This is a genomic window from Actinomadura sp. NPDC023710 (genome assembly GCF_040639875.1).
Lineage (GTDB): Bacteria > Actinomycetota > Actinomycetes > Streptosporangiales > Streptosporangiaceae > Spirillospora > Spirillospora citrea.
In genome coordinates, this window is record NZ_JBFAGB010000001.1 from 91301 (window position 1) to 103910 (window position 12610).

The following is a 12610-nucleotide window of genomic DNA, read 5'->3' on the forward strand; positions in this document are numbered from 1 at the left end:
GACCCCCGACGTGATCAACTTTGCAGGGCTCTGGTACCGCTCAAGACCGAACGCGATCCACCGGGCATGGCGCGCTGTTTGCAGAGGAGGGTTCAGACCGAGCCGGTAAGGCCGCGAAGGGCCAGCCCGGTCCCCACAACGATGACCAGCCCGGCGGTCACGATCCGGGTGTACCCGGCCAGATTCCAGGCGCGTCGACAAAACGGCACCCGATGCAGCACGTCACTGAGGCGGGCCAACAGGAGTCCGGTGGCGGTGAGCGTGGCTGCCATGCCCGCGCCGTACCCGAGGACCAGCGCGACGCCGAATCCGGAACGGCCGAGTGCGATCGCGCCGAGGAGCACCACCAGTGCCGAAGGACTGGGCACCAGTCCCCCGGCAATTCCCAACCCGAGCAGCCGGCTCCGGCGAGAACCCTCATTCGGCCGCTTCTCGTGCCTGTGCACCAGCCCGTGGCCATGCCCGTGGCCATGCCCGTGGCCATGGCTGTGGCCATGGCTGTGGGTGGGTTCGGGGGACGGTATGGGGGGATGCCCAGCCATCGCTGCGACCGGTATGGCGACGTCCTCGCGAACCTCGAGGGTGGGATGGGGTGTTCGGCGGGCTCGCCATGCACTGCGCAGCAACCCGATCCCGATGCCGGCCACGATCAGTCCGCTGATGACGCCGAGGACCTTGAGCAGCGATTCCCCGGCCAGTGCTGCCGAGCCGCTGACCAGGAGCCCAAGGATCAGGACGCCCGCGGTGTGGGTGAGGGTGACGGTGGCCGCGACGATGACGGCGTCGCGCAGGCCGCCGCGCAGGTTGCGGCGGCGGCCCAGGAGATAGGCCGCCATGACGGTCTTGCCGTGGCCGGGCATCGCGGCATGGGACGCGCCGAGGACCAGCGCGAGACCTAGGGCGAGAAGGCCGATGGGGAAGGTCAGTTCTCGGGAGGCGACGAGCGCGTCGAAGCGGCCGTTCAGCTGATTGACCGCTCGGGCGAAGATTCCCGCGGAGGGCAGCCGCGGCAGCACTCCGACCGAGGAGCCCCCTCCATCGCCGATCCGCAGCGTGACAGTGCGAACGTCCAAGGGGGAAGCGAGAAGGTCACCGGGGTAGCGCCGCAGCTGCCGGCTGACACTGCGGCGCGGAACCGGAGGGTGGTCGAGCTGAATTCCGTCGCCGACCGCGGTGATCTCACGCCAGCCGATGCGATCGCTACGGAAGCCGTCGGTGAAGACCACGTGCGACCCCGGCCTGAGAGACGTCGCGGCGGTCAGAGCACAGGTGGTGCGGCTGGTCAGCAAGCCCGCCGCGCCCGGGACATAAACGAAGGACGAGGACCGGATCCGCCAAACCAGCAGTCTTCCCTGCACCTTAACCGAAACGGCCCGGCTCAACCGGGCGCACTGACCGCGTGCGTAACCGTCCGATTCGGTCGAACTGACCGTGCCGTCGTGGTCGGTGTCGACAGTGTCCCGTGCCTGCAGAGTGGGTATCTCCGCGGAGTCCACGATCGCCAGGTCATCCACACGGTCGCTGCGCAGCGTCAGCCCGTTGTAGTGATTGATGGTGAAGTTGCCCAGCGGATGCGCCGTTGCGGCCGAGACCGGGCCAACCCCGACCCCCATCAGCACGACCACCACCAGCAATGTCAACGCGAGCGGAAACACCACGAGCGCAACCCCGGCCGATACGGCCCTCGCTGCAGCCATGGCCCCTAGTGTCGGCAGCAGGCGGTGCGGTGAGTCCCTCACGTGACTCTTCCCAACGCGGGGATCTTCTCGTCCAGGCGCGGGTTGGCGCGAAAGGCTTTGACGCGGTCGCGGCGAGCGGCCCGGTGGTCGCCGAGTGCCTCTTCGATGACGGCCTTGTGCTGATAGAACTGGGCGTTCCGCCAGCCCAGCCGTGTCGCCTTCTCCGCAAACCCAAGCGCTTCCCGGTCCCTGCCGTTCAGATGCAGAGCCCAGGCCAAGGCGTCGGCGACGACCACGTGGTGGCGGCGGCGCCATTCGGCGCGGGCGTACCGGAGCGCTCGGGGCGCGTCGCCGTTGTCGGCGGCGTGCTCCGAGGCCGACAGGTCGTCGGCCACACCGCCTGCGGCGAGCAGCCGCTGGGTGGTGTCCAACAGCCGCCTCTGCTGGGCGGCCTGATCCCTGCGCCCCAGAGCGTTCAGAAGCTCCAGGTACTCCATGATGTACTGCGGCTGCGGCATCCGGCCCACGACCGTCTGGTACGCCTTGACCGCGGAGCCGTGATCGCCGCGACGCACCGCCGTTTTCGCGATCCCCTCAAGCGCCGGGGTATACGTCTGGTCAGCCTCATGAGCAAGACGGTATTGATGGGCGGCTTGGGTGAAATCACCTGAATGAAAGGCGAGTTCACCGAGGTAGTACCGGCAGTAGGCGATATCGGAGGGGACATATGCGGCCTGCAGCGCCTGGAGCAGAAGTTTGCGGGCACCGTTCCGGTCACCGTGTATCTCCAACTCGTAGGAGGCTCGGGTGAACGACGACACGCCCGGCGCCAAGCGGGTCATGCGACCGACCGCCGCGGTGGCGGCCGCGTAGTCCCCCAGTTGGGTGTAGGCATCGGCCAGAACACCGAACACCCCTGGACTGGAGGGGTTGGTCTTCTTGGCTTGCTCCCCCCAGCGTGCTGCGGAGCGAAAGTCGTGCCGTGCGTTGGCCAGCGCGCCCATCCCGACCATCGCCGCATCGTTGCCGGCGGGGCGCAACGTGAGAGATCGCCGCAGCGCACCCTCGGCCTTGGGATAGTAGGAGGGGTCGGCGCTGATCCGGGCCTGCTCGACATAGGCTCCTCCCAGATCCGCCCAGGTCTGGTAGTCGCCGGGAACTGCTCGCAATCTTTGCTGGTAGCGGCTCACGGCATCAGCGCCGCCGCCTCCCGCCGGCACCGAGACGCCGCCCGTGGAGGGACCCCTGCGGGCGATCCCGACCACGATCACCGCGACCGCCGCCATGGCGATGATGAGAGCCACCAGCCCGGCCATACGCAGCCGGCCGGACCGGTCTCCCCCTCGCCTCGCCTGGTTTCTCCGCCAGTTCGCGGTGGTCCCCATGCCTGCGGTGCTCCTTTCAGCTCACGATGACGTGACGGAAAGCCGTCCTGCGGCAAGTGGGTGACGTGGCATCACGGCAATCCAGAAGCCGCTTCCATCGACCGCCGCGAGCGCATTCCTACTTCGTCGGATCTTTCGCGCCTATATTGAAATGCGATGTCGAAAATTGCCATGAATGTCCGTTTGCGCTTCCTGGAGGCGTGAGCAATATACCCTTCCAGGTGAACGGCATCCATTGGGCCGGTGACGAGGGTCGCCCTTGGTGCCCTCTTGGAGGGAAACATGATTTGCGCAAAGTAATTTATGGTGGCGGCTGGGTTTCTTCATGGCGAGCGGATGCGTCCATCATGAAAGCGATGGAACGTGCACCGACCTGGGCGGGCACAGGTCGGTGCGGTCCTCGCGGTCCATCTGATCGGCGGGTGGGGGAACGTGGCCGCGCCTGATCGGCGTGGGTCCGCGGGGACGGCCGCCTTTGGTTTTCCGGTGAAGTTCTGGCGCGCCTTGGAGCGAGCGCGTCCACCAGGGGTCGGTCGTGCCCGAGCGTGGCGCAGCCCCCTGCGAGGGCCGTGGCTGACGTCGGTGTTGGGGGCGGTCCTGCTGGGGACGCTTCCTTTGGTGATCATCACCGGGCTGGTGTCGTACGTGGCGTACGCACCGTGGTTCGGGCAGGCGTTCCCGGCCCATGTCGGCCTGCTGCACCTGCCGTACTTCGCCTGGCCGACCCGACCGGCGTGGCTGTACCGTCTCAACCAGGGAATACACGTCGGCCTCGGACTGGTGATGGTGCCGGTCGTGTTGGCCAAGCTGTGGTCGGTGCTGCCGAAGCTGTTCGTCTGGCCGCCCGCCCGTTCGCTCGCCCAGATGCTGGAACGGCTCTCTCTACTGCTTCTAGTGGGCGGCATCCTGTTCGAGATCGTCACCGGTGTCCTGGACATCCAGTACTGGTACGTGTTCAGGTTCGACTTCTATACCGCCCACTACTTCGGTGCTTGGGTGTTCATCGGCGCCTTCGTCTCGCACGTGACCATCAAGCTGCCGCGCTTGATCCGTGCCCTGCGCTCACCGTCCCTCCGCCGGGAACTTCGGACCTCTCGCGCCGCCACCCAGCCTGAATCCGCTGATCCCGACGGACTGGTGGCCAGCGATCCGGCCCCGGCAACGCTCAGCCGCCGAGGCGCGCTTGCTTTGGTGGGCGGCGGCAGCGCCCTGACCGCCGTCATGGTCGCAGGGCAGAGCATCGGCGGAACCGCCCGGAGTATCGCGCTGCTGGCCCCGCGAGGCGGCTATCGGGACACACCGCACGACTTCCCGGTCAATCACACCGCCGCCGCGGCGGGGATCAACGCCGACGTCGGCGGCGGCTGGTTTCTGACCCTGACCGGCGGCGGCCGCGCGGTTCGGCTGGATCGGAACGAGCTGCTGGCCATGCCGCAGCACACCGCCAGGCTGCCCATCGCCTGCGTCGAAGGCTGGTCGACCGTGCAGACCTGGACCGGTGTCCGGCTGCGTGACCTCGCCTCCCTCGTCGGCGCCGACCATCCGCCCTCGGCGCACGTGCAGTCCCTGCAGGAGGGCGGGGCCTTCAACCGGGCCACCCTGCAGTCCAACCAGGTCCTGGACCCCGACGCGCTGCTGGCTCTGAAGGTCAACGGCGCCGATCTGTCTCTGGACCACGGCTACCCCGCCCGCGTGATCGTCCCCGCGCTGCCGGGCGTCCACAACACCAAATGGGTGCACTCCATCGCATTCGGGGACATGCGCTCCATCGCATTCCGGGACACCTGAGATGCGGCACACGCTGACGACCGTCAAGAACTTCTACGGCGCCGCCCCGCTGCACCTGCTCGCCCTGATGGTGTGCTTCGCACTGGCCGGCTATGCCGCCGTTCAGACCATCCCGACCCCGCACTGGCCCTGGATCCTGGTCTGGTTCGCCGGCGCCGTCGTCGGACACGACCTCGTCGCGTTCCCCCTGTACGCCCTCGCCGACCGATCCCTCATCCGAGCCCTCCGGGCGCTGCGCCCCTCAAGCGCCGCGACACCGCTCCCCGTTCCGGCGGTGAACCACATCAGGGTGCCGGCAATGGGAGCGGGACTCCTGTTCCTTCTGTTCTTTCCCCTGATCCTGCAGAAGGGGCGGACCAGCTACCTCGCCGCCACCGGACGCACCCAGCAGGCATACCTCGGTCATTGGCTGCTCATCACCGCCGCCCTGTTCGCCCTCAGCGCCCTCATCTACGCCCAGCGCCTGGGGAACGCCTCGCAACACCGCCGGATCCGCGGCAAATGACTCGGCACGAAGGGCGTTTCGGCCGAGTGAACTTCAGTGTCGCCGCGTTCGGTGTAGGGGTGCGCCGACACTCGATGTTGCGCCGCTCGGCAACCTCGCAGTTGGCGCTGCCCTCGGGCCAGGTGTCGCACCTGACTGACAGTGCGACCTGGAGAGCTGGGCCGCGCAGCAACTATGAACTCGGAACACTAAGAGGAGTCATCTGGTTGCGTATCGTAATGTTGATGTTGTGATCGATGTGATTCTGCCCTTCCTCAAGGAGGCCAAGGCTCTGCCGCTGACGCGACGGCGCTCCGCCGGGCTCGCCATGAGCGAGCCGCCGGAGCCGACCGATACGTACACCCCCGCCCACGCCGAGGCGGTCGCTACGCAGGCGCCCGCCGGGTGGTTCGCGGTGCGGGCGCTGGGGACCTGGCCCGGAACCAGGACCGTCCCGGCATGATCGGCGAGTTGTACGACGAGGCGCTGCGGGGCGCCGCGACGGTAGAGATCGAGCACGCAGACGGACGCCGTCGTCCGCTGCCAGTACAGGACTGGCTGGCGCTGCGCCGCGGCGACGCCGGGCTGCTGGACCGCTGCACGGGCGCCACCCTGGACGTCGGGTCAGGGCCGGGACGGCTGACGGTGGCGCTGGCGCGGCGCGAGATCCCGGTGCTCGGCATCGACATCGCCGAGCCCGCGGTCGCGCTGACGATCGAGGCGGGCGGTCCGGCGCTGTGCCGGGACGTGTTCGGGCGGGTGCCGGGAGCCGGACTATGGCAGACGGTACTGCTGGCCGACGGCAACATCGGCATCGGCGGCGACCCCGCCACGCTGCTGCGCCGCGTCCTGGCACTGCTGGCGCCGAGTGGCCAGGTGCTGGCCGAGGTGGACCCGCCGGGCGCGCCGTCGCGGACCGAAGCGCTACGCCTGCGATCGGGCCGTGCGGTCGGCGAATGGTTCCCCTGGGCTCACGTATCCGCCGACGCCGCCCCCATTCTCGCCACCGCTTGCCGCGCCACCGTCGCCGAACAATGGCAGGAGACCGACCGGTGGTTCGTAGCCCTGCGCCCAGGCATCACCAAAGCCGGGCGCGCCTTCGCTCAAAAGCGACCGCCACCACCACGCCCACAAAGCCTTCCCCAGCATCACCTCGACAAATGAGGGCCACCCGCGCGGCACGGGCATGTTTCGAAGGGGGGTGAGCGTCGGCGTGATGAGTTCGGCCCCCGCGGTTCGGGCGATGCTGCCGGTCCTGCCTGCGCGCGAGCCAGAGGCACCCCCTCCGGCAGCTGAGAACGGCTCTGACACCGAATGATGCGGATCGGGCCGGGAACCGTAGCCGGGTGAGCAGGCGGCCGGTCGGCGTTTATGCCGCTGCTGGCACGTGCGGTCGCGGCGTCCTGAGTACGGATTGAAACTTCACTGATGCGTTCGTTGCACAGACCAGGGGACGAGGACTGCTGCGCTGTTCGCACCGGCTCCGCACGGCATCACAGTCGGCCTCGTCCAGGACCCTGGCCGGACCGGGGCGGGCATTCCAGGTCGAGATCCCCTCTCACCAGACTGCAGAGCTACCTGCGGACCTGCTGCCCGCCCACCGGCTCCGGCGACGGCCGGCCTGGCGGCCCCCGGTCAGGAGGCGCAGGCCCACAACGGTGGCAGAGCACGGGTGTCGTGCACACGCAGGGGCTGGTACCCGGTGGGCCGATCAGAGCGCGGGTTGCAGGATGCGCCGGGCGACCGCGGCGTAGCGGGCGGCGGTGGTGTGGGAGACGTTGAAGACCAAGGCCAGGTGCAGCGGGTCGGGGGCGGCGGTGAGCGCTTCGTGTAGCAGCCGGTCGCGGCGGATGCGTTCCAGATCGACCCCGCGCTGGGACACGTGCGCCCTCAGGAAGGTCCGCGAGACCGGTCCTTGGCCGAGCGCGGATTTGGCTGACAGCACCAAGTGCGGGTTGGGGGTGAACGGCCAGGTCGCGCGGCGGTGTTCAAGCCAGGTCACCAGCGTGCGGAAGGGCAGCTCGCCCAAGCGTTGCCGGTGCCCGGCCAGGGTGATGCGTCGGTTGGGCAGGTCGACGTCCCGCAAGGTAAGGAGCCGGATCGCGGCCTGGCGGGCGGCGTGGACGGCGGCCAGGGCGACCGCCATCCGTTGCAACGGGGTGGTGGTGAGCTGCTCAACGGCCCGGATCTCCTCCTCGGTCATCGGAAGGAAGGTGGCATCGACGGTGGGCAGGGTCAACCGGGTCGTGGGATCGGTGAAAATCAGGCCGCGTCTCTTGGCGAAGCGGAACAGCGACCGCAGGGCGTTGATCGCAAGGCAGCGCTGGGCGACGGTCAATGGACCAAGTCCGGTGGTGATGTCGGTCGCGGTGATCTCCCGCAGATGGCGGCGGCGCACCGCCCAGTCCTTCAGCAACGGCCGGACCGCGCCGAAGTAGGCGTAGATGCTGGAGTGGGCCCGAGGCCGCGCCCGCTCCTCTCCGTCCAGCAAGACCAGTAGCCACGCTCGCACGTCGTCGGCGAACCCAGCGGGCAACTGGCTGGTGCGCCGATCGATCCAGGCGCGGATCGGCGCGACTGTGTCGTCGACGATGATCAACCCGATATCGCTGAGGACCTCAGATATCCGGGGAGTAGACCCGGGTCCCCGCAGGGCGTGGATGTCGCTGAGCGTGATCTGCTGGTCCGGGACGGGTCGGGCGAGCACCGCGGTCAGACCGTCGAGGGTATTCAGCAAGGTCGTTGGCGACCAGCCGTGCAGTTCTGCCAGTTCCTGTGCCATGGCGGCCGCGGCCGCCAGGACGGGCTCGTCGGCAGTGAGCGCGGGATGCCGCCAGCGGCCCAGGGGCGCAAGCCCCCCGGCCTCCCTGTCGCGGCCAAAGGCGTCACGGCAGCGTCGGTTGCAAAAGAGCCGATCGCGGCGCGATCCTTCCGGCAGCGGCGTGCCGCAGTGTCGGCAGTTCAACGGGGTGGCAGCGAGCGACGGCGTCGAGGCCGGGGCGCCACCGAAGGCGCCACCGAAGGTGGCTGCCCGGCGGCTTTCCGCTGCTGGTCATCGGCTTCTGGGGCGGGGACGCTATCGGGTTCAGGCAGCAACAGCTCCTGCACGCCGCAGCCGAGCACGGCGCAGATGACGTCTAGCTCGTCCAGGCGGACGCTGTTGGGCTGTCCCGACCACAGGCCCGACATCTTCCCCGCGCTGATGACCATGCCTCGCTCAGCAAGCATCCGCTGCAGTTCGCTGGCCTTCCAGATGCCGCGGTTGGCCGCGGCCAACCGCAGGTTCCACCTCATGTCAGGCCAGTCCCTTCCACCGGTCGGTCGCGCGCTGCTGCCCCTGCACCCAGGCGTCCTCGACATGCGTGTGATTGACATGGACGTATCGGACCGTGGTACCGGTCCAGGCGTGTCCGAGGAGTTCCTGGAGGGCCAGCAGGCTCATTCCTCCCCTATATAGCTGGGACGCGCAGTAGTGCCGCAGCACGTGCGGAGTGAGCCGGCCCGTCCACGCCGGAAGATGTCTCACCGTCGCCTCGGCCAGCGAGTAGCGGAACGCATCCGATGTCACCCGGCAGCACGAACCGTCCTGGTTCTTGCGCTCGGAGGGGAACAGCGGCGCTCCAGGCCGAGTGTGGTCCAGGTCGAAGTAGCCCCACACATCCTCGATGTACCAGTGCAGACTGCGGTCAGCTCCGTTGATCAAGGGCACCAGCCGCGGCTTGGGACCGCGACGCCGGGCGCCCTTGCCGTGCCGGACGTGCAGCTTCCCGAACCGGCCCACATCCCAACGAACGTCCTCCAAATCCAGCCTCCGGGCCTCGTTGATGCGCAAACCCACATCGGCCGCCAGCCGCGCGGCCGCGTAGTTGCGCGCCGCCGGAGCGAACTTGCGGCACACGGCCAGATCGTCCCGCCAGCCGGCGTACAACTGCTCGATCTCGGCCTCCGAAGGCGGGACCCGCAACTGCACCTCGACCGACAACTGCGGCCGGTTTATCTCATCCAGCGGGCACTCCACCCGGCGGCCGACGATGTTGAACAGCTCAACGGCATGCCGCAGCTCCAGAAACTGGAAGTACACCGTCAGTGCGCTGGCGCGCCCCTTGCGCGTTGCAGGGCTGGCGTCCCGCAGCACCTTGCCGAAGTAGACGTCGGCATCAGCCGGCTCCATCTCCCACAGCGGGCGATCGAACCAGCGCCGCATCATCTCCAGCTGAAGCATGTCGGAGCGGATCGTGCCGTCCGCGAGTCCGGCCGAAGACCTCGCGAGCACGAACCCAGCCAGCACATCGGTCTCGAAGTCGATGAGCTCTTCCCGGCTAGCTGGAACCCGCTGGTCACGTAGATCACGGACAATCGCCAGAGTCACCCGGGCCTCCTTGACTTCACCTACATCATAGGATCGTCAGGAGAAGTGAGTATGTTTCACTCTGCCTGAAGTTTGTCCAGACAGCCCACGGATCTCTGGACAGGCGCTTCACCCCAGGTCCAGCGGCGATGGGGACCTCAGTCTTGATCCGAACCCACCGGTTGTTGCTCATGCTGGCCACTATCGCCACCGCCATGACCGTCGCCCAGAACACGGCAGCGGCCTCGATCAGCCCCGCTGCCACCGGTAAGGCCCTGCGGCACCTGGAAAGGCGGGCACTGTGCGCCGCCATCAAGTGTCTGGCAACGCCGCTCGCCGCTGGCATGACGAATGGCGGATCACTGACACCAACGTCGACCAGGAAGAGGCCTGACCGGCCACCTGCCCACAAACGGCCTCCGTCGAAGGGCGCCCGTGCCTTCCTGCCCCGTCCGAGCACCGTCTCAGGACGGGGCGGGGTCCTGGGCTCCGGTGATGATCTGCTTGACCTTACGGCGGTCGATGCCGTACTTCTCGGCCAGATAGCGCTGGGAGACCGGTCGGCCCGGCCCGTGCAGGCTGGCTCGGTACTCGGCCAAGATGGCCTGTTCCGGGGTCTGCGCCAGACTGGTGCCGTCCGAGTTGGGCTGCTCCAGCCTGATGCGTTGGGCATCCAGAGCGGTTCCTGGAGGCGTTACCGGCATCCGGGTCAGGGCCATCAGGAGCTCGAATGAGCCGACCAGGGCCAGGGCGGGCCAGGCACTGACCAGGGCCCCGATGGGCCCGTGCGCGGTGCCGTGCGCCACATTGGCGCCCACTGTGGCGCAGATGCCTGCCGCCAGGCTCCACCCGGCCAGCGCCGGTACGGGCCGGTCGCGGCGGCTGGCGTCCAGGGTCACCATCGACGCTGCCAAGATGAGACCGTCCACGGTGAACGGGACGAGTTGTGCCGTCACACCGGTTTCGCCGTGGGTGCGGACGAGGTCGAGCATGTGCGCGTAGGAGATGAGCGCGGCGACGGCGGCGACCGCCACCACCGCCAGCGCTGTGGTCGCCTTGATTAGCCGATCGATCACCGGTCGGCTCCTCTCCCCGGTGCCTTTGCTCGCCGATGCGCGGCCGGTCGGGTGAAGCCGAGCAAGGTGGAGCGGCGGTAGGACTGGACCTGCACCACGGTGCCGGTATGCGGCGCGGCGATCATCTTTCCGCCCCCGATCACCAGGCCGACGTGCCCGGGACTATTGGTCGAGGTGCCTGGTCCGGAGTTGAAGAACACCAGATCGCCTGGCTGCTCGCGTCCGATGGGGATGCGAGGGCCGTGCCGCCATTGGGCGCCGGACACGCGCGGGATGCTTATCCCGGCGGCGCGGTAGGCGGCGTAGGTCAGGCCGGAGCAGTCGAAGGCGCCTGGCCCGGTGGCGCCCCACACATACGGTTTGCCGAGTTGCGCGCGGGCGAATGCGATCGCCTCTGCGGCCGCCTTGCCCGGCGGCAGCGCCGTGAAGGTTCCAGTGCCAGCGCAGCCGCCACCAGCCAAGTCGGCTTCGTGTGCGGTGTAGGTGCGAGCTTGCTGAAGAACGAGGTCGACGTACTGGTCGGAGTGGTTGTACTGGAAGAGGGCGGCGCGGATCTTGCCGGGCGCGCCGTTGTGCTTGAGGTAGCGGGCAGCGGCTGGGATCGCGTCCGCAGGGTTGTAGATGTCCTTTCGGCCGTCTTTGTCGCCGTCCACTCCGAACGCCTTCCAGGTCCCCGAGATGAACTGCATGGGCCCGGCGGCTCCTGCGGAGTTGGTGCCGGTGCGGATGCCCGGGCCGGGGCCGCGTCCGTGGTCGGACTCGACCTTCCCGACGGCGGCCAGCACGTTCCATCCGATCCCGTACTCGGCTCCGGCCTTGCGGTAGAGCGCCAGATACGCGGGCGGGATATTGGCGGTGGAGTTGCTGGGCGCAGGCTGGCAGACGGCCTCTCCGGAGCCAGGGATGACAGCACCGATCACCGCGACGAGCACGGCCAGCAGCGTCAGGACGCCGACAGCCGCGCCGATGGCGAGCGGCATCAGGAGCCTGCCGCATCATGATCGCCTTCTTGGGTGTGGTCGTGGCGGGGGACGGTTGCCCACAGGTGCGCGAGGTCCCCGAGGCGGCGCCGAGGGCCGGTGGCGCCGGCGGGCTGCCAGACCGGTCCGGCGGGCCCGTCGAGTGAGGTGTCGGACGTGTGGACGGCGGTGGCGACCGGGATCTCGGGTGTGCCAAGGAGGCGGCGGAGGTTGGCCTCGCGTTTGGGCGAGGGGAGCCAGAACAGGACGGGCGTGGTGGTGCCAGTGGCTTCGGCGAGGTCGGCGTAGCCGCCGAGTTTGGCAGTGACCCGGGCGAGCGTTTCGGTGCCGGTGTCGTGTTCGAGGAAGAAGTCCAGCGTGGCCGCGGTGCCGTCGATGGGGGGCTCGGTCCAGCGGCCGAAGGCGTCCGGCCGGGCCAGATCACCCCACAGGGCCGCGCAGCGATGTTCCGACCACCACTGCTCCACGGCGCCGCATTGACGCCGAGCGTGAGCGTGCAATGAGACGAAGAATTCGTTTACGCCGATCTGGTGGGCGAGGCGGGGTGAGACTGCGATGGCGGTGGCGGTGTCCTGCCGGTAGCCGAACTCGGCGGTGCTCTGGCCCTGCTCGACGGCCAGGACGTGTGCGCCGGCCGGGCCGAGAACCCAATGCCAGGGCTTGGAGCCAACAGGCGCCCAGGGACGGAACCGGAGAAGAGCGTGGTGGTTGTAAAGGTGGTTGAGGCGCTGCCGGGCTCTTTCCGGCGTGGGGAAGAACAGGCGGGTGAGTTGCCCGGTGGTCAGGACGCGGTGTTCCCAGACCATGGCCAGCAGGTTCCGATCACGGACGGTCAGCCGATAGGCCAGCTCTGCGACCACCTCAGCGGAG

The 12610-nt window shown here is 68.5% G+C and carries 12 protein-coding genes; 4 read left to right on the forward strand and 8 right to left on the reverse strand.

Annotated elements, in window-relative coordinates; all coding sequences use genetic code 11:
• Window positions 1-92: 92 nt before the first annotated feature.
• Window positions 93-1697 carry a High-affinity nickel-transporter gene (locus AB0H37_RS00475; protein ID WP_360610295.1) on the reverse strand — a complete coding sequence of 535 codons (1605 nt, stop codon included), beginning with the start codon at window positions 1695-1697 and terminating at the stop codon, window positions 93-95.
• 38 nt (window positions 1698-1735) lie between these two features.
• Entirely contained in the window at window positions 1736-2983 is a 1248-nt protein-coding gene (locus tag AB0H37_RS00480) for a hypothetical protein (RefSeq protein ID WP_360610297.1), read from the reverse strand.
• Window positions 2984-3550: 567 nt separating this feature from the next.
• Here AB0H37_RS00480 and AB0H37_RS00485 point away from each other — a divergent pair.
• From AB0H37_RS00485 to AB0H37_RS00500, 4 genes are all read left to right on the forward strand, one after another.
• Window positions 3551-4852: a molybdopterin-dependent oxidoreductase gene (locus AB0H37_RS00485; RefSeq protein WP_360610299.1), complete on the forward strand. Its 1302-nt coding sequence runs from the start codon at window positions 3551-3553 to the stop codon at window positions 4850-4852.
• Window position 4853: 1 nt separating this feature from the next.
• Window positions 4854-5357, forward strand: coding sequence for a hypothetical protein (locus tag AB0H37_RS00490; RefSeq protein ID WP_360610301.1), 504 nt, complete (start codon window positions 4854-4856; stop codon window positions 5355-5357).
• A 229-nt stretch (window positions 5358-5586) separates the two neighbouring features.
• On the forward strand, window positions 5587-5799 hold the full coding sequence (locus AB0H37_RS00495) for a hypothetical protein (RefSeq protein ID WP_360610303.1): 213 nt from the start codon (window positions 5587-5589) through the stop codon (window positions 5797-5799).
• Window positions 5796-6500, forward strand: coding sequence for a class I SAM-dependent methyltransferase (locus AB0H37_RS00500; protein ID WP_360610305.1), 705 nt, complete (start codon window positions 5796-5798; stop codon window positions 6498-6500). Before AB0H37_RS00495 ends, AB0H37_RS00500 begins: the two co-directional genes overlap by 4 nt.
• Before the next feature lie 547 nt (window positions 6501-7047).
• Here the strand turns inward: AB0H37_RS00500 and AB0H37_RS00505 are convergent.
• The 6 genes from AB0H37_RS00505 to AB0H37_RS00530 all read right to left on the reverse strand — a co-directional run bounded on the left by AB0H37_RS00505 (window position 7048) and on the right by AB0H37_RS00530 (window position 12600).
• Entirely contained in the window at window positions 7048-8118 is a 1071-nt protein-coding gene (locus AB0H37_RS00505; protein ID WP_360610307.1) for a hypothetical protein, read from the reverse strand.
• A 179-nt stretch (window positions 8119-8297) separates the two neighbouring features.
• Entirely contained in the window at window positions 8298-8630 is a 333-nt protein-coding gene (locus AB0H37_RS00510; protein WP_360610309.1) for a helix-turn-helix transcriptional regulator, read from the reverse strand.
• A 1-nt stretch (window position 8631) separates the two neighbouring features.
• The gene (locus tag AB0H37_RS00515; RefSeq protein WP_360610311.1) at window positions 8632-9705 is read right to left on the reverse strand and encodes a tyrosine-type recombinase/integrase; all 1074 of its coding nucleotides are present in this window, start codon (window positions 9703-9705) and stop codon (window positions 8632-8634) included.
• A gap of 443 nt (window positions 9706-10148) precedes the next feature.
• Window positions 10149-10760 (reverse strand): DUF2637 domain-containing protein, encoded by a 612-nt coding sequence (locus AB0H37_RS00520; RefSeq protein ID WP_360610313.1) that lies wholly within the window; start codon window positions 10758-10760, stop codon window positions 10149-10151.
• Window positions 10757-11740 carry a bifunctional lytic transglycosylase/C40 family peptidase gene (locus AB0H37_RS00525; RefSeq protein WP_360610315.1) on the reverse strand — a complete coding sequence of 328 codons (984 nt, stop codon included), beginning with the start codon at window positions 11738-11740 and terminating at the stop codon, window positions 10757-10759. The genes AB0H37_RS00520 and AB0H37_RS00525 overlap by 4 nt, the downstream gene beginning before the upstream one ends.
• The gene (locus tag AB0H37_RS00530; protein ID WP_360610317.1) at window positions 11740-12600 is read right to left on the reverse strand and encodes a replication-relaxation family protein; all 861 of its coding nucleotides are present in this window, start codon (window positions 12598-12600) and stop codon (window positions 11740-11742) included. Before AB0H37_RS00530 ends, AB0H37_RS00525 begins: the two co-directional genes overlap by 1 nt.
• Between the last annotated feature and the right edge of the window lie 10 nt (window positions 12601-12610).